At 35.7% G+C, this 18103-nt stretch carries 18 protein-coding genes and 1 other RNA gene; 11 read left to right on the top strand and 8 right to left on the bottom strand.

Translation table 11 applies throughout. The features are described from left to right. Positions 1-20 precede the first annotated feature (20 nt). Together H6F32_RS03390 and dapB are read right to left on the bottom strand one after the other, a co-directional pair. On the bottom strand, positions 21-707 hold the full coding sequence (locus tag H6F32_RS03390; RefSeq protein WP_190367928.1) for a phosphate ABC transporter permease: 687 nt from the start codon (positions 705-707) through the stop codon (positions 21-23). Between the two features lie 305 nt (positions 708-1012). Beyond that, positions 1013-1849 carry a 4-hydroxy-tetrahydrodipicolinate reductase gene (gene dapB / locus H6F32_RS03385; RefSeq protein ID WP_190367927.1) on the bottom strand — a complete coding sequence of 279 codons (837 nt, stop codon included), beginning with the start codon at positions 1847-1849 and terminating at the stop codon, positions 1013-1015. Positions 1850-2640: 791 nt separating this feature from the next. On the opposite strand from dapB, the gene H6F32_RS03380 reads away from it, so the two are divergent. Together H6F32_RS03380 and ssrA are read left to right on the top strand one after the other, a co-directional pair. Continuing rightward, positions 2641-3072, top strand: coding sequence for a hypothetical protein (locus tag H6F32_RS03380; protein WP_190367926.1), 432 nt, complete (start codon positions 2641-2643; stop codon positions 3070-3072). A 186-nt stretch (positions 3073-3258) separates the two neighbouring features. After that, positions 3259-3648, top strand: a transfer-messenger RNA (tmRNA) gene (gene ssrA, locus H6F32_RS03375). Positions 3649-3856: 208 nt separating this feature from the next. Here the strand turns inward: ssrA and H6F32_RS03370 are convergent. Then, positions 3857-4093 carry a DNA-directed RNA polymerase subunit omega gene (locus tag H6F32_RS03370; protein ID WP_190367925.1) on the bottom strand — a complete coding sequence of 79 codons (237 nt, stop codon included), beginning with the start codon at positions 4091-4093 and terminating at the stop codon, positions 3857-3859. Between the two features lie 459 nt (positions 4094-4552). Here H6F32_RS03370 and glmU point away from each other — a divergent pair, with 459 nt between their 5' ends. After that, complete coding sequence (glmU, locus tag H6F32_RS03365) at positions 4553-5905, top strand: bifunctional UDP-N-acetylglucosamine diphosphorylase/glucosamine-1-phosphate N-acetyltransferase GlmU (protein WP_190367924.1); 1353 nt, start codon at positions 4553-4555, stop codon at positions 5903-5905. A gap of 41 nt (positions 5906-5946) precedes the next feature. On the opposite strand, the gene H6F32_RS03360 is transcribed toward glmU, so the two are convergent. Then, positions 5947-6123 (bottom strand): hypothetical protein, encoded by a 177-nt coding sequence (locus tag H6F32_RS03360; protein WP_190367923.1) that lies wholly within the window; start codon positions 6121-6123, stop codon positions 5947-5949. A gap of 1047 nt (positions 6124-7170) precedes the next feature. On the opposite strand from H6F32_RS03360, the gene ndhL reads away from it, so the two are divergent. From ndhL to H6F32_RS03335, 5 genes are all read left to right on the top strand, one after another. Further along, complete coding sequence (gene ndhL, locus H6F32_RS03355; RefSeq protein WP_190367922.1) at positions 7171-7380, top strand: NAD(P)H-quinone oxidoreductase subunit L; 210 nt, start codon at positions 7171-7173, stop codon at positions 7378-7380. Positions 7381-7524: 144 nt separating this feature from the next. Beyond that, entirely contained in the window at positions 7525-7821 is a 297-nt protein-coding gene (locus H6F32_RS03350; RefSeq protein ID WP_190367921.1) for a DUF3007 family protein, read from the top strand. 148 nt (positions 7822-7969) lie between these two features. Beyond that, on the top strand, positions 7970-8776 hold the full coding sequence (gene trpA / locus H6F32_RS03345) for a tryptophan synthase subunit alpha (protein ID WP_190367920.1): 807 nt from the start codon (positions 7970-7972) through the stop codon (positions 8774-8776). Positions 8777-9076: 300 nt separating this feature from the next. Then, positions 9077-9751 carry a heterocyst differentiation related protein gene (locus H6F32_RS03340; RefSeq protein ID WP_190367919.1) on the top strand — a complete coding sequence of 225 codons (675 nt, stop codon included), beginning with the start codon at positions 9077-9079 and terminating at the stop codon, positions 9749-9751. 179 nt (positions 9752-9930) lie between these two features. After that, positions 9931-10530, top strand: a complete 600-nt coding sequence (locus H6F32_RS03335; RefSeq protein ID WP_190367918.1) for a Uma2 family endonuclease — start codon at positions 9931-9933, stop codon at positions 10528-10530. 1094 nt (positions 10531-11624) lie between these two features. Here the strand turns inward: H6F32_RS03335 and H6F32_RS03330 are convergent. Next, positions 11625-13466 (bottom strand): serine/threonine-protein kinase, encoded by a 1842-nt coding sequence (locus H6F32_RS03330; protein ID WP_190367917.1) that lies wholly within the window; start codon positions 13464-13466, stop codon positions 11625-11627. 170 nt (positions 13467-13636) lie between these two features. Here H6F32_RS03330 and H6F32_RS03325 point away from each other — a divergent pair, with 170 nt between their 5' ends. From H6F32_RS03325 to H6F32_RS03315, 3 genes are all read left to right on the top strand, one after another. Then, positions 13637-14122, top strand: coding sequence for a hypothetical protein (locus H6F32_RS03325; protein ID WP_190367916.1), 486 nt, complete (start codon positions 13637-13639; stop codon positions 14120-14122). 108 nt (positions 14123-14230) lie between these two features. After that, positions 14231-15820, top strand: a complete 1590-nt coding sequence (locus H6F32_RS03320; RefSeq protein ID WP_190367915.1) for a metallophosphoesterase — start codon at positions 14231-14233, stop codon at positions 15818-15820. After that, positions 15784-16584 (top strand): class I SAM-dependent methyltransferase, encoded by an 801-nt coding sequence (locus H6F32_RS03315; RefSeq protein WP_242031031.1) that lies wholly within the window; start codon positions 15784-15786, stop codon positions 16582-16584. The genes H6F32_RS03320 and H6F32_RS03315 overlap by 37 nt, the downstream gene beginning before the upstream one ends. Before the next feature lie 73 nt (positions 16585-16657). Here the strand turns inward: H6F32_RS03315 and H6F32_RS03310 are convergent, their stop codons facing one another. The 3 genes from H6F32_RS03310 to H6F32_RS03300 are packed head-to-tail and all read right to left on the bottom strand — an operon-like array spanning position 16658 to position 18063. After that, on the bottom strand, positions 16658-16960 hold the full coding sequence (locus tag H6F32_RS03310) for a hypothetical protein (protein WP_190367914.1): 303 nt from the start codon (positions 16958-16960) through the stop codon (positions 16658-16660). Between the two features lie 31 nt (positions 16961-16991). Beyond that, entirely contained in the window at positions 16992-17438 is a 447-nt protein-coding gene (locus H6F32_RS03305) for a VOC family protein (protein WP_190367913.1), read from the bottom strand. Positions 17439-17469: 31 nt separating this feature from the next. Further along, positions 17470-18063, bottom strand: coding sequence for a Uma2 family endonuclease (locus H6F32_RS03300; RefSeq protein WP_190367912.1), 594 nt, complete (start codon positions 18061-18063; stop codon positions 17470-17472). Between the last annotated feature and the right edge of the window lie 40 nt (positions 18064-18103).

Genomic DNA, 18103 nt, shown 5'->3' with positions numbered 1-18103 from the left:
GTTAAAAGCACAACAGCTTATCACTTATTTCGCCTACGGGGACGACGACGGGGGTTAGTATCTTGATCTTCGCGTAAGCGGAGACTAACTTCTCTGAAAAAATCCTCGCGTACATAAGGATAATCACTTACCCACAGATCACGAGAAGGTATATATATATCGCTAAATTGTTCTATTGTACTGAGATCAGCCACATTAGACATAACAATCATTTCTGCTATTTGGCCAAGTTTGATCGCTTTATGAGCAGGTTTTAATGGTGCTGTAAACTCTATAGTAAATCCTGTATCATCTCCTATTTCTAAGTTAATATATTTTTCCCGGTTTTCCACAATTACTAGATCGCCTTTACTATTAACAGTTTCCTGTTTAGCGATTAAGCGATCTGTAATCCACCAGTCAAGAATGCGACCACGAAAAAAGCCACCATACTTATAACTTCGGCATTTGCTATTTCTGATACTGGCTTGAAATATGGGATACCATAGCCAGAAGAGAGAACCAAATACACCAATAATAAATAATATTGCTCCTAATTCCAATCTAAATAAGACTTTGATTAGCAGAAGTACGGAAACAATAACTGCGGAAATGAGAAGTCGTTGTAAAAAGTAGTTGAATTTTCCCCAATAATACTTGTATTGTGAACCAGAAGCAATTAAGGGGATAATTTGCTCAAACTTTTGACGAGTTAGGGGAACTAGCATAGTTTTATAAGGAGATCGAGGAGTCAGGAGTCAATAGGGGTTTAGTATTGCTTATTAGTGTCAACTTAACGTCAAACCCATAACTAGACTGGGAATTTATTCCCAGTCTAATAGCAAAAGTCATCTTTAGATGACTAAAACAACCCCAAAATTTTTTAGTAAACTTTAGTTTACTTTCGTTATTAGCCAGTAAAATATGGCTTACGCCATGCTACTACGCTAGAAGTTCCACTTGGGTTTAGTAGCCAAACAAATAAGCCATCTGTAGCTTAAATTAACACCAACTCCTGACTCCTTGATCTCCTTTAAAGAATTTTTTCTAATCCATATACTAATGATTTTAGCGACATAATCTTTCTAATGGCTAATAAAACCCCTGGCATATAACAGGAGCGATCGCTGGTATCATGGCGTAAGGTGTAAATTTGTCCAGGTGCGCCAAAAATCACTTCCTGATGGGCAATTAACCCTGGTAAACGGATACTATGGATTCTAATGCCTTCCTCTGCTAAACTGCCCCTAGCACCAGGAATTTTTTCCGTTTCTTCCACCAGGGCACTATTGAAAGTTTTACCCATTTGTGCTAATAATTGGGCAGTTTGAATGGCTGTACCACTCGGAGCGTCCGCTTTTTGGTTATGATGGAGTTCGATAATTTCCACGTTGTCAAAATATTGAGATGCGGCGATCGCTGCCTGCTGCAATAATACCATCCCTATGGAAAAATTAGGAATTACCAAACATCCTGTACTCGCTTTTTCCGCAAAGTCCCCTAACTCTTCTAACTGTGCTGGACTTAAACCAGTTGTACCCACTACAGGACGAATACCATAAGCGATCGCACTTCTAATATTATCATATACACCATCGGGATGGGTAAAATCTACCATTACCCCCGGCTGCATTTGTCTTTCTCCCGCCACATAACCTAACATTGGTTCTAATTGGTTTGTAATGGGTACTTCCAAAGATTCACTTAAACCTGCTAATTCGCCCGCATCTTTTCCCTGATGTTGAGGACTAGTATCAATTGCGCCCATTAATACCATATCAGAGGATTGGGATACAGCTTTCACAACTTCCCGACCCATTTTACCAGCAGCACCATTAACTATTACAGGAATAGTATTTTGATTTGTCATAATCTCAAATATCTTATATTTAGTCAACTAAGAAATTATCGCATATAAAGATCATCAGATCCCCGACTTTTTTAAGAAGTTAGGGATATGAAAATAATTTACAAACTATGTTAAAGTATTAGGATATACTCCTAATTTTCTCAACATCTCTACTAATTTCATCAAACCAATATAACCATTCCCTAGTTATTTCTTGATATGTATTTATCACAAAAATCTATCATTTATTTACAAAATGAAACAAGAAATTGGGAATATTTTTATTAACTTTATTAACTATTTTTCCCTGAACTATTGCTTTTTCTTCTTGAGTTAAACTATATAATTTATCAACAATTTCATCAATTAATCAATCACATTGTTTCAGTTTTTTAATAGATGAGAGGGTATTTAAACCTCTAATACCTCAGGGCGGAATTGATGCATTCAAAACGAACACAGTATAGGCTTTTGGACGATTTAGAATGGTTGGTTTATTTACGCCCGCCAAGCTGTATTAGTGTTAATTCTATTAACTTCACAAGCTAAACTAAAATTAATTAATCTTCGTTTCTTATTATCTTGTTGTAAAACAATGTTATCAGATTTAATATACTTATGTATTGTGCCATTATGCTGTTACCTATATTCTAACGACTGGGCAATTTGTTCAATATATAACCTACCTCTTACAGAATTTGGGATATTAGTATCTTATTATTCAGTTCCTAAACTCCATTAAAGACAAAATGAACAAAATCCTATATAAATGTATTTATAGCAATTGATCGCAATATTTAGGAGTGTTTTTCGTGAACGCAGCCGAACAAGCAACTAGCCTGGAATTTGCCAGCAAAATTGCCAGTGTCGTCAATTTATTCAAGCAGGAATTTCCTGATATTAAATGTGATCTCCAGCCTTGGAAAAATGACCCAGAAACGAGAGAATTGGTAGATCCCGACTCTATAGATATTGGTTTTCACTTTCCTGGTATTAGCAGATCATGGCAATGTCGCAGCGTTTTAATTCAAATTCGTTTTTATCATGATACTATAAATAATACCCATAGAGCTATTGGCTTAGAAGTATTAGGTTTTGATCATCGTGGTCAAGTTTGGCAACTTTCCACCGTAGAAACATGGACATTTATCGGTGATTATATACCTTCAGGATCAGTGGCAGATAAAATTAAGTACATTTGTACTCAAGTATTACAGGTATTTAATAATAACGTAAGTTGCTAATTGTACAAAAAAGCTCTCCATCTGAAGCAACCGTTCTGGAATTCCTCTGGAGCGATCGCGCGATCGCTTCCCCATATACTACATTTAACCTATTAAAACACTGAATTATTTTCCAGATATACATAAAAAAATCTTATCATTTGTCAACTACAAAATTTTGGATTATAATGGAGGAGTAAGGAACATGGGTCCGTAAAGGTTTCGACAGGTTGGCGAAAGCTACTCTGTGATACAGGTCGAGAGTGAGTCTCCTCTCGGAAATCAAAGGCTCAAAAAAATAGTAAATGCGAACAATATCGTAAAATTTGCTCGTAAGGAAGCCCTTGTTGCTGCCTAATAGCCTCTTTCAGGTCCGAGCGTCTCTGATTTGACTCCGTTAAGGATTAGAGACCAACCCCCAACGGATGCACTAACAAGAGTTCTCTGGTTGACTTGTTAGTTAAGACTTAATCAGAGCATCCTACGTTCGGGACAATGAACGCTTCCCGCCTTGAGGGTCAAAAAGGCTAAACCTGTGAACGAGCGGGGGGTTAATACCCAATTTGGACAGCAGTTCGACTCTGCTCGGATCCACTTCATAGTACTTTATAGTGTTTATAATGAATAATTATCCACCTCACAGTTTGATGTGTAGGTGGTTTTTTATAGCTGTTAGTAGTTAGTAGTTAGTTATTAGTTATCAGTTTTTTTGCTTTTTTTGCGGACTCTGTACGGGCTGTCACAAAAAATAGATTAGTTTCCCGCGTCAATTTTCTGACTCCTGATAGCTATTTATAATAGCTACTTATAATTCCCCGATAATTTCTGGTTGTGTTAATTCATCAGACATTTCCATAATAGCTCTGAGTACGGGCTTAATGAGAGAGTCTTCATTATTTTCAAAATCTTCATAACGTCGTCTTTTAGCGCGGTTAGCAACCTGTACTGTAATACGGTAACGGTTTGAAGCTGCATTAATTAAGTCTTCTGCACGGTGCATAATTTGAGTTTGACTAGTCTCAAATTTGGAGCGTCTAAGCATAATTTATATATCTTGGGATTATATCTTAGTTTAGCACATAGGAGTCAGACTATCAACTTTTGAATGCATGACTTTTGAATTCACAAAGGGTGATCCCCTTAAACATTAGACATAGGAGTGAAAATTATACTAGAGACAGTTATCCTAGGGACAATTCATGAATTGTCCCTACAAGGGTTTGGTGGTTACGCACATTTAATTACCACAAGATGTCTATTATCTTCCAATTCACAATTACTACCATTCCCTGCTATATTAAATCTGCAAGTTTTTAAAATAGGGCGTTGCTGAACTCAGGTATGAAATTGACAAATTCAAAATTTCAAACTTTGCGCCTTTGCGCCTAACACAAGTGCCTCGCTTCGCTCATGCGCGAAATAAATATCATAATCATATCCCAATTCAGCAACGCCTAAAATAGTTATCCGATACTTATCGCAATTTACTGATATCTAAATTATGGTTGTTGTAGCAATTCTCGCAGCAGGAAAAGGAACAAGAATGAAGTCTAATCTACCTAAAGTTTTACATTCTTTAGGTGGAAAGTCACTAGTAGCAAGAGTTATTAAATGTGTAGAACCACTGATACCTTTAAGAAAGTTGGTAATTGTTGGTTATCAATCTTCACAAGTCAAATCTGCTATTAATGCGGATGATGTGGAATTTGTAGAACAAACTGTACAATTAGGTACAGGTCATGCTATTCAACAATTATTACCACATTTACAGAATTATGATGGCGATTTACTAATTTTAAATGGTGATGTTCCTTTACTGCGAACTGAAACTTTAAAAAACCTCTTAGAAATTCACCAAACTAATCAAAATGCTTGTACTATTCTTACAGCAAAATTAGCAAATCCTCACGGTTATGGTAGAGTTTTCTGTGATGATCATGGTGTGGTACAAAAGATGATTGAGGATAAAGATTGTACTGCCTTAGAACGTGAAAATAATTGTGTCAATGCGGGTATTTACTGTTTTCGCTGGTCTAATTTGGCTCAAGTATTACCTCATTTACAAGCGAATAATGCCCAAAAGGAATATTATCTTACTGATGCTGTGACGCAAGTTGGTAAGGTTATGGCTGTAAATGTGTCAGATTATCAAGAAATTTTAGGCATTAATGATAGATTACAATTAGCTAATGCTAATGATATTCTACAACAACGAATTAAGGAAAAATGGTTATTAGCTGGTGTAACTTTGATTGATCCAGCAAGTATCACTATTGATGAGTCAGTACAACTAGAATCAGATGTAATTATTGAGCCTCAAACACATTTGCGTGGTAATACGGTGATTAAGTCTGGTAGTCATATTGGACCAGGTAGTTGGATTGAAAATAGTCATATAGGCGAAAATGTGACGGTGTTCTATTCGGTAATTACAGATTGCATTGTTAATCAGGATACTCGTGTTGGACCTTATGCCCATTTACGTGGCCATGCTGAAGTGGGTAATGGTTGCCGTATTGGTAATTTTGTTGAGTTAAAAAATACAGAATTAGGCGATCGCACAAATGTGGCACATTTATCTTATTTAGGTGATACTGTCACTGGTACTCAGGTAAATGTGGGTGCTGGTACAATCACTGCTAATTACGATGGTATTAAAAAGCACAAAACTATTATCGGCGATCGCACTAAAACTGGCTCGAACAGTGTCTTAGTAGCACCTATCACTATTGGTGACGATGTTTACATCGCTGCTGGTTCTACAGTCACGGAAGATGTAGAAAATAATACTTTAGTGATTGCCCGCAGTCGTCAGGTAGTTAAACCTGGTTGGAAACAGAAAAACCAAGAATAATTAATAGTTGATAATTGTCAATTATTAATTGACAATTATATCTACTGATGAAACTGACAACCGCCGGATCTGGCAATTGTCATTCCTATAATTTCTATGGTTTCTCCTGTGGGCTTTTTCCTAGAAATTCCATCACCTTCCACCAGTGGTATGTATGCCATGACCATAGTATGATTATAAGCTGTTGTGCCTTTAACTTGAATAATTAATACAAGCAAGATGCTTGTGCTACTGTAACTTCAGGTTTTTTAATTATACAGTGAGTGCTGCACATTAGCTTATCATTTAAAGATAATCAACTGAGGTACATCTAGAGCACATCAGCCAATCAAGTTTGTTTATTTAGTCTATTCTCTACTATAATATAGCCTACTAGTGTAAGCTTTGTAAGATGGGGGTGGTGGGACTTGAACCCACACGACCGTTTAAGGTCAACGGATTTTCATTCTTCTGTAGTTTTCACTACTACCTTGCAGGTTTTAAGAATTGGACTCTCTCTTTACCCTCGTCTTAACGTTAGGGTAGCTCCCGTCGAGTCTCTGCACCTTCCTAAAATTACGTAACAAATTATTAAACAACAAACAATTCGTAAAACATAAATTTTTTGGCTTGGCTCAGGATTGCCTTGTCTGTAAACTACAATCAGTCAAAACTAATTCTAGCGAGTGGATTTAGGTTTCCCTGAATTTGAGAGCGGACACTTAAAAGATTTCTCAATTAAGGCTCAGTTTTCTAAGTCCGTAGCGTCTGCCATTCCGCCACACCCCCAAAGGGTTTAGTTGTTTAAGTTGGTTTTTTGTACTGGGTTTCTTAATTAGCTCGTTAACCCTATATGATTAAAGCTGATTAATTTATTCAGTTTAATTTACCGACTTTTATCATTTAAACACAAGTTATTTTTTTTTGCAAGTGGTTTACCAAAAATAATTAAGAAATTTTTTAAAGCCGATTTCTGGTGTTTTTGGTGGCCATTGGCAAAAATCAACAACCTTAAATCATCATAGCAGAAATTTTCCATTTGTCAACTACACAATAGTAAGGAGTCAGAAGTCACCGAGTCAGTAGGGGTAAAACACATTGTTCATTTGTGTCAATTTAACGTGAAACCCATAATCCCACTGGGAATGATAGCGCAGCGTCGCGTAAGCCATAGATATTTATAGATAAAGCATATTCGTTTTTACTTTGATATTTAATTCCTGTCATCCAGATTCAGTTTATGATGGGAATTGAAGGCTCTTATTTCCTGACTTGACGGTAACTGTATGATTCTAGCATTAGTTTATCTGGCTTTAGCTGGGGCTTATTTGTTAGTAGTACCCATTGCGGTCTTATTCTACTTACAATTAAGATGGCATACTGCTGGTTCTTTTGAACGAGCTTTTATGTATTTCTTGGTGTTTTTCTTTTTCCCAGGTTTGTTAGTTCTCTCTCCTATTGTGAACTTGCGTCCTCGTCCCCGCAAAATTGCATAATATTTCAGAGTGTGGAGTGCAACAGGGAATAGGGAATAGGGAATAGAGAACAGGAAGAAAATTCTTTTTCTGACTCCTGACTCCTGACTCCTGACTCCTGACTCGGTGACTGCTCAGTTCTAAAAATTTCTAATATAAAGCATTATGAGACGTATTGACGCGATCGCTATTACCATCGGCGTTTTTATATTCGGTGGTTTGGCCTATGTAGGTTTTCAGTTTGTGGGTTTAGATAGCCAAAAAGCTGGTATTTGGAGTCAAGCACTACTGGTGGCTGGTTTAATGGGTTGGTTATTTACCTATATTTTCCGAGCGGTGGGTAAAAAAATGTCCTATCATCAACAACGAGAACAGTATGAAATCGCTTTTTTGCAAAAGCGTCTTGATGAACTTTCTCCTGAAGAGTTAGCTAAGGTTCAAGCTGATATTGATAAAGAATAGACATACTCTCAATTTCTGACTCCTGGAACTCCTGACTCCTCAAAAATCTCCATTTTGATTGTCAGTTGTTTGTTAAAATTGTACGGGCAGGTTTGATCAATATCAGATCATACTCTCTGCTCCTTACTGACTACTAGTATCTAATTCCATGACTGTTATTTCTCGCTGTTTTGCTTCCTTACAGGAAAATCATAAATGCGCTCTCATTCCCTTTATTACTGCTGGTGATCCTGATCTGTCAACTACAGCACGGGCTTTAAGGGTTTTAGATGAATGTGGTGCTGATATAATTGAGTTGGGTGTTCCCTATTCTGACCCTTTGGCTGATGGTCCGGTAATTCAAGCGGCTGCTACTCGCGCTCTGGCAAAAGGTACTACGCTAGATGATGTGTTAAAGATGTCCAAAGAAGTTATTCCTAGTTTAAAAGCACCTATTATTTTATTTACTTATTACAACCCCATTTTAAATCGTGGTGTAGAAAAGTTTTTGGATGAAATTAAAGAGGTTGGTATTGCTGGTCTAGTAGTTCCTGATTTGCCATTAGAAGAGTCAGAAACCCTGTTAAAATTAACAAGTGATAGAAAACTTGATTTGATACTTTTAATTGCCCCTACAAGCGATCCTGAAAGGATAAAGGCGATCGCTCAAGCATCCCAAGGTTTTATTTATTTGGTGAGTGTAACAGGTGTAACAGGAATGCGATCGCAAATACAAGTCCGCGTTTCTGATTTACTACAACAAATACGTCAATTCACCGATAAACCCATAGGTGTGGGTTTTGGTATTTCAGAACCAGAACAAGCGCGACAAGTGCGAGTCTGGGGAGCAGATGCGGCGATAGTGGGTAGTGCGGTAGTGAAAAGATTGGCAGAAGGTACTCCAGAACAAGGACTACAAGCGATCGCCCAATTTTGTCAAAGTCTGAAAATTGCCATAGATACAACTACCACTTGATCAAAAGCAAAAATTAGATTAAAAATGTTATATTCAGTGTATTTTTTGTGATTCCTGACTAGACAATTTAACTATAATGGTCTTAAATAATAACAGCATATATCAGGATAGCCAAGATAGTAAGTAAAAAGTCATCAAGAATCAAGAACACAACTACTAAATAATTAGTAGTGGAGATTCTTAACTTTCTGATAACTACTATAAAAATACACTGACGTATAACTAAACTCTTATGTAAAATTGCAGTAGGTAAACAATTATGTGTGTGAAAGCAAATCAGTTATTAATGGGGTATAAGCAATGAGTGAAAGTATGGCATTTATTGGCGGAGTCGCGGTAGCTGGTTTAGCGGCTTTAGTCTTATTAAAAGGAACAAATACACCAATTCAATCTAATTTTGGTGTGAATACACAAATGCCGGGAACAGTAATGGCGCCCCAGGTAATGCAGCCTAATTTACAATATCCCAATAATTACGGACAACCAGCATATTCTAATCAACCTCCCACTGCACCCAATTCTGATCAAAAATTGGAAATGGAAAAGATTAATATGCAGATGGAAAAGTTAAAGGCAGATAATGAGCAGTTAAGACTACAGAATCAGCAGTTACAAGGACAAATACAAAATTTTAACTGGAATCAACAACAACAGCAACAGCAACAATTATTAGCGCAACAAGCGGCTCAAGCGAAAATTACAGCATTACCAGCAGAACAACAAAATGCTTGGTGGTCTTCTCCGATGTTGTGGGCGGTAGGTGGTGCTACATTAACTATTGGAGGTGGTGTGGTTGTAGCTGGTGTGTTGTCTTTATTCGCGCCTAAACAGCGTCCTACCCGCACAGTACAGGTAATCCATCCTTATAGTGGACCTACTCCTCCTTTAGCAAATGTGCATCGGGCTGAATTTTTACCTTCTTCTCGTCCAGAAGCGCGGAAGGTAGAACAAGCTGAGTATGATGAGATGTATTAATTAGGTAATTGTCATCACTAATCATAAAAGCGGTTGTCTACGGAATTGTTTTAGGCAACCTACTTGCATCTGTGATAGCGATGGCACTTTTCTGTATTTTTGTATATATAAATTAGTCTATGACTTGATAATTAACTGTATAATCATTGATATTAGTTTCATCTGTGGAGTTAAATCTAATGGCACAAGTTACAACTACAAATTTAGAATTAATTCAACCTTTAGCTAATTATCAGGCTTTAACAGATGAGCAATTTATGCTATTAAAAGAAGATGATAATCTTTATGAATATGTGAATGGAGAGCTAATTATAGTGGCAAATTCAGGTGTAGAACATGGCTACTTAGCTCTAACTCTGGGATATTTTTTAACAGGTTTTGTGCGTGATCATAAACTTGGTATAACCTGTGATTCTAGCACTGCTTTTAAAATGAAAACTGGTAATAAAAGATCACCTGATCTTGCTTTTATTGCTAAGGAAAGATTACAAGGTTTAAAAAGATTACCCAAGGGGTTTTTTGATGGTGCTCCTGATTTAGCTGTAGAAATTATTTCTGCTAATAACACTTTTGAGGAAATTCATACTAAATTAGTGGAATATTTTGAAAATGGAACTCGTTTAGCATGGGTAATTTTGCCAGATGAAGAATGTGTATTAGTTTATCGTAAACCTAAACCATCACAACTTTTGCAACTGGAAGACAGTCTTGATGGAGAAGATGTTATTCCTAATTTTCATCTTCCTTTAACAGATTTATTTCAAGAATTGTCTTTTTAATTATAGAAACGCCGTAAAAATCTTCTTACAGCAGTTTCCGTTATTATGAGGTACAAAAGTCTTAATGAGAAGAAGTAGTATTAAAAGGAGGGTGATGTGAGAAAGTAAAGTTTCCTAAAGATGCCGAAAGAAAAAGAAAATTCAAGATGATTAAAAAATTCATTATTCAGAAAGCAAGAAATGAGAGAATCACAATAGTTCTGAACGATGATGAAAACGCTGATAATGCGATCGCTAGTTAAGCAGGTTTGGATTTACAGCACATTCCATCTACATGAGGTACACTATGAACACAGCAAGATGCATGTGTTACAAGGGTTTTATCATTAACATCTGTACTTCATAATAACGGAAACTGCTGTAAAATAGTTACAAAATAGAGTTGATTATAAGAGGATTGAAAGGGGGGAATAAATTCCCTGTCTAATAGCTAAAGTCGGTTAAAACCGACTAAGTTGGATTTTTATGTTATTCTTTTTTTGATTTTTGGGTAATAATAGAAATTTTATTTTTAACTTAGTTCAATTTTTTGGTAATATAATGTGAGTCCGTTTCAACGGACTTGAGCTTTGAGACAGGGAATTTATTCCCCGGCTAAATGAATAGCTAAATCAATGACCAAATAAACAGCTACATTAAATCCCACATTCGGCACCCTGAACTGGCACAGATCAAAAATGCCTTTTTTCACTTTATATGTTTGTTTTGATGCTCCCTTTAATTTTTTATCTACGTAATTTCCCTCTGTGACAGTTTGGGGTGCGGAATGTGGGTTAAAAGAAATTACAAAAAAGTTTTAGGTAATTGTCTGACATTAAGCCTTTTCAGTTACTTTGAATCTTATATTTTTGATCTAATTAGAGAAATATTTGGAATTTCATAAAGGAAATTTAGCTGGGAGTTTTTTAGATTTTATAGAAAATAAAAGAAAAGAGTCTTTTATCTTGGAATAGTTACAAAAATAAACAATGGTTTAAAACTTTGTTCTGTAACTATTGTAAAAATTAAATGCGTTTCCCCTGTCCTTAATCCCAAAATCTAAAGAAACCATTCCAAGTAAAATAATAATTCTACCCATTACCAATCACCAAATACTAATTTTTACCTTTCACGTCCTTCTCTGCTTTTGGCTTTTGAGAGTTTTCCTCAGCTTGTTTAAATAAAGGTTCTAACTTATCGCGCCAATATTTAATATTTGGTAACTTCTCAGGATGATCTCGATAAGATAAAACTTGATCCCATTTACCATTATCAATAGCCTTATTAATTTCATTAGCTAGTGCTTCCGCTTTTTCCCAATCTTTTTGCCATTGGTTTACTGTTTTCATAGTTTCTTGAAAACTAGAAGTAGCATCTCCTGGAATAGATTTTAATATAGCGATCGCTCCTGATAAATCTCCTGATTCAAACTTTTGTCTCGCAGCTTCTAAAGTCCTTTTTTCCTCCACAGTTTTTGGTGATGGCTGAGGTTTAGGAATTACTACCACAGGTTTTAGTGGTACAGAAGGAACAGGACGACTAACAATTAGATTATTGTCATTTATAGTTTCAAAAGCAATACCTTTATCTCTTAAACAATTCACTAATTGTTGATTATTAAGAATAACATCAGAATGAGCCCAAGCCAAACGATTAGACTTTAATTTTAACTCTATCCAACCCCTTTGAGTGCGTTTACCAGTAACATTAAATTCACTAGCATCACCCACAGTTTTTAAAATATTATCAGAATTAATCGCACTTGGTTCAGAACGCACATTAGAATTAGGTGCAACCAAAGCTACACAATCATTTTTATTATTAACTGCTTTTACCGCAGTAAACAAATTTTGTGTATAGGGATAAAAACTATTAAATAAAGCTGCTGTACTTCCTGCCAATAACAACCCCACAATTAACGGTAAAGGATCAGGTTTATTATCATCGGCCACAGTTACAGATGATGTAGAATTGATAGGATTAGCTGGTGCAACAGCGATCGTTCTTTGATTTAATTCAGAAATAAGAATTTGATTATTTTCACTAGAATGATTTTCACTAACTTGATGATTTTGATGAGATTGATAAGTAATTGCTTGTGGTAATGCTATGGGAGTAAAAATTTCTGGATCAAGACTAATTAACTCTTGACAAGCCGCTAACGCTTCCCTAGCTGTTTGATAACGTTCCCTAAAATGATAACGCACCATCTTAGTTAAAACGGCCACCAAATCGGCATTAATAGGACGTAAATGTTGCCAAAGAATTTCTCCTGTATCTGCATCTTCTTGTAACTTACTTGCAGCAGTACCCGTTAACGCTTGAATAGCAATCATGCCTAACCCATAAATATCACTGCTAGGACGCGGTCTACCCTGTGCCTGTTCAGTAGGCATATAACCAGGAGTACCAATTGCTACAGTAGAAGTGGTATGTCCATCGGCTAACACCAAAGGAGAGCGTAACTGTTTCACTGCTCCAAAATCTACCAAAACTAACTTATAATCACTAGCGCGACGAATTAAATTATCAGGTTTAATATCACGATGAATTACCCCCTGTTCATGAACAAAGATTAAAATATTTAAAACTTCCATTAACATTTGTACAACTTGATTTTCATTCCAAGGTTGTCCCGGAATAAATTCTTCATTGAGAGTATGTCCATCAATAAATTCTTGCACCAAGAAAAACTCTTGATTTTCGTCAAAATAAGCCAAAAGTCGTGGTATTTGGTGATGGTTACTTAGCTTTTCTAAAGTTTCTGCTTCCGTTTGAAACAGACGTTTAGCCGTGATAAATAGATCAGGATCAGCATTAGTAGGTTGAAGATGTTTAACCACACAAATGGGATTACCCGGTCTTCTGGTATCCTGGGCAATATAAGTCTGTCCAAAACCTCCCGTTGCCAAAATGCGAATAACTTGGTAGCGATGATCTAGTAACTTGCCGATCATGTATCCCTCCCCAGTAATAATGTTTAATTTGATAATATTAATCAATAAATCTTCCCTGAGATCAGTTATCTTGAAAAAAGATTTAGATAAAAAGTGACGTTTTTTAATAAAAAAACCCATTGGTTAATTTTCATACTCGTATCCTAATTTACTATCCTGATTGACTAGCAATGCTACCTAAGATAACTAATTCTAACTCATGGCAACAAGCCGAATTACTGATGCAACCTGCTTTTATTCGCGTAGTGGATAATATTCGCAAACATTTGGATATATCCTCCTGGAAAGGGAGTTATCAAGATGTATTAATTTGGCCTGCTAATACTAGTGATGAAACAAAAACTTTAGTAACTCAGTTATTGCGTGATATGGAAAATGCTACTCCAGAAAAAGTAGAGGAAATTAAAGCAACTTTAACCACATTACCCATCCCACATCCAGGATATCATTTATTGTTACAACGTCAAGAGGAAAAAGTGAGTATAGACTTATGGGATTTATGTTATCAGGTTTGTTTTATTAATTATAATCCCATCCAGGGAACAGCAGAAATTGATACCAGTTTAATAGATGAATATGGGGAAATAGATTGGCATTTAATGGAAAATAAAACTAAGATGTTAGTAGATAATATATTTGGGAATTTGTTGGACTAATTAGCTATCAGACATTAGCTATCATCCATCAGGATATAGGATTTAAAATATAGAATAATAAATATAGCAGTTGACAATTATCCTCTCGATTCCCTGTAATTAACTACCATGAAATTGATTTCTGAACCTACAATTCCTGTAAAAATACAAAAGATGAAACAACGAGTACGATGGCAAGATCCTTGTATTGTACAACATGGTATTGATCAAACCTCCCTCATATTAGATGATGGGAAATCCACAACTCCAGATTTTTCATTTATAGTGGTGGGTGATACAGGTACTAAACCTCATTACGGAGATCATCCCCAACGTCAAGTAGCTAAAATGATGCTAAATCATCTTGATGATTGTCGTTTTGTCCTACATACTGGTGATGTAGTTTATATGGTGGGTTCTAGTGAATATTACCCAAGTAATTTTATTGAACCATATCGAGAGTTTTTACTAGGTGGAGAAAATCCGCAAAGTATTAATTATGATAAAATGGTGTTTAAACTACCGATTCTACCAGTATTAGGTAATCATGATTACTATGATGTACCTTTATTATATCGTTTCATAACTGGTCCAACTTTACATTTACGAAAAATGTTTAGCTATAAAGATATTGAGATTGGTTGGCATGGTTCAAATCAAGGAGATGCTTTTGCCAGGGCTTTTTTAGATTATTTAGGGAGTATGTCTCCTGTGCAATTGGAGAATCATTTGCGATCGCACTATACAGATTATACATCTAAAAATAACAATCAAAATGATAGAAGTCTATGCTTACATTATCAACCTGGTAAATTCACTAGATTACCCAATAGATATTATACATTTAATTATGGTGGAATTGATTTTTTCGCGCTGGATTCTAACACTTTTAATACGCCTTTACCATTAGTGAGTAATGCTGATAGAATGGAATTACAAAAACGTTGTCATCAAATTGACCAGGAAGAATTGCAATTATTAAAACAGTGTGATCAACTTAACCCAGATAAATTAGAAGACTTACAACAATTATCAGATTTAAGTGCTAAATTAGACCAACTCAATGAGGTAAAATTGGATCTGGAAAAACAGTTAGCATTGCATACAAATGAAGATACTGATTTTGAGCAATTAACATGGTTTAAAGAAAAATTAATTGCTTCTTGGCGAAATAAAGAGGTTAGAGGAAGAATCCTATTCTTACACCATCCACCCTACGTTACAGAAGGGAGTAAATGGAAACAAGGACAAACTTTAGCCGTGCGTCATCGTTTACGAGAAGTATTGGATGATGTACAAAAGAGTTTAGGTAAGATTAATCAAAATCGTCCTTTAGTAGACATAGTTTTTAGTGGCCATGCCCATTGTTTAGAGTATTTAAAAACAGTAGATACAGGACACGCTGACTCCTTTATTAATTATATTATATCCGGTGGAGGAGGTCGTCGTCCTCGTCGTCAAAGGGTAGAGGGTAAAGAGTTGATGGAAGAATTTAGGGATATGACAGATGTTAGTATTAATACTAGTAGCAGGAAAGTAGCAGATTCATTATTATATGTAGGAAGAACTGGAGAAGGTTCGAGCAGAAAAAAACCCTATTCTTGTGTGAAAATAGATGTAAAAAGTGGATTTCCTGCTAAGTTTATAATTACACCGTTAGTAACAGAATTAATAGAGGGTAAATGGTGCGAAAAAGAATTAGAATCCTTTACAATTTAATTTGTATAGCGATGATTACTGTGGGAATATTATTATTTAATCCCAATATTTCCATAGCGACAGCAGATACAACATCAACAGAAAAAACCCCAGAAAAAACACCAACTTATATACAGCAAAAAAATCAAAGTCCTGATGGTATTGGTAAAATCTATATGGGACGAGAAATTGCCAAATTTGTAGTATATAAAAAAGCAGATTGGTTTCAAAGAAGTAGTCGAGAAAAAGAAGAAAACCCTGATCAAGTTATTGCACTGCTAAACTTAAAACCCAATTATGTAGTAGCAGATATTGGTACGGGACTGGGATATTTTACATTTAGACTTGCACCTTTATTACCCCAGGGAAAAGTATTAGCTGTAGACATTCAAAACCAAATGTTAGATAAAATTACTGCTTTAGCAAAGAATCAGAAGATTACTAACATTGAGACAGTTTTAGGAGTACCAACTAGTCCTAATTTACCAGGTAATACGGTAGATTTAGCATTAATAGTCAATACTTATCATGAGTTTGCTTATCCCCAAGAAATGATACAAGGAATTATCAAATCATTAAAACCGGGAGGTAAAGTAGTATTAGTGGAATATCGGGGAGAAAACTTTTTCATTCCTATACAAAGATTACATAAAATGACCCAAGAACAAATTACTAAAGAAATGCAGTCTGTGGGTTTAATTTGGCGAGAAACAGAGGAAATATTACCGAGTCAACATTATATGGTATTTCAAAAACCGGATGTAACTGCTACAAGTTCATCATAACTAGATACCGGACTTCTTCAAGAAGTCCGGTATCTTATTTACAAGAAGTCCGGTATCTTATTTATTAGTTTGGTTATAAAAATTGTTGGATAAAACTCATGGTTTTATGGACATTATCCCAAATTATCCAACTAAATTTATTATCCAAATTATCCATATCATCGGCATTAGTGGTAACTTTAAAATATAATTTGTCACCGTTTTTTAGTTTAACTGCAAAATCCGCATTTTGGGCATAAACTACTATTAAACCTCGATCTCTTAAACAATACATTGCCCAATTTTTTAAAGATTGTTTATGGGGTTCGTGGGGAATTGGTGGGTTAGTAATTACTTGATTAATAAATTTGAAAATTTCGTGAATAAATTTGTCCATTGTTTTGTTTGTGGTTTGCTTGTAGTTTGATTTAAAGAGGATCACAACGAATTTCTATTATAAACCCATCGGGGTCATAAAAGTAAATTCCTCGGCCAGTGGGGCGGGTAACAGGTCCGTAAGCAATGACTAGATTATTTTCTTGAATGACTGCTAATGCTTGATCAAATAATTGCGGATCAATGTCAAAAGCTAAATGATATGCTCTAGTAAAGGACTTTCTAGGATCGGGATCGGGAGGTAATAATTCTGGTTCTCCAAATAAGTCTATAATTGTGCCATCAGGAGTGACAAAATTAGCGATTTTACCTGCCGCAACTAGTTCTTTTAATGTCGCGTCTACTTCATCTCCTGTGAGTTCATATAAGCCTAAAATATGACCATAAAAATGGCGAGATGCGGCCATATTTTGCACATTAAAAGCGATATGATGAACTTTGCGGAGGTGACCAGTGGGAATGGATTTCTGAGAAATCATTATTGCTAAATTGAGAATTGATGGGTTTAATTTATGGGTTTAAAATTATTTGTAAATCGAGAATAAAACCAGGTAAAATATCTTCACCAGAAAGTTTTGGTGGGTTGTCAAAATTAAAGTTTAAAATTTCCACATCTTTTCCATAACGATAAATTTCTACTAAGGGTGTTTGTGGATCAAGTAACCAACCTAAAAGTGCGCCATTATCTCTATATTCTCGCATTTTAGTACGTAGTTTTTCTAAACTATCAGTTTCCGATCGCAATTCAATCACAAAATCAGGACAAAGGGGAGGAAAACGTTTCTTCTCTTCTGTAGTTAAAGCCTCCCAACGTGCTAATTTTACCCAAGCTGCATCGGGACAGCGATAAGCACCACTGGGTAGTTTAAACTCGGTACTAGAGTCAAATACTTTACCTAATTTGGTTTGACGATTCCATACACCCAGTTCTATGTTAATATCTGAGTTTCTAATTCCGCTTTCTCCACCTGTGGGAGGCATAATGATTAATTCTCCGGTTTGGGTAAGTTCTAACTGACAGGGTTCGTTTGCAATGCAAAGTTGATAAAATTGCTCATCTGTTAAACCTACTGCCGGAGGTATGTTTAAGGTGAGGGTTTCCATAGGTTTTACTCCAATAGGTTAGTTTTATTATCAACTAAAT

The sequence above is a fragment of the Anabaena sp. FACHB-1237 genome (assembly GCF_014696225.1).
Lineage (GTDB): Bacteria > Cyanobacteriota > Cyanobacteriia > Cyanobacteriales > Nostocaceae > FACHB-1237.
Note: the sequence above shows the minus strand (reverse complement) of the source record. Positions and strands in the feature narration are given on the sequence as shown.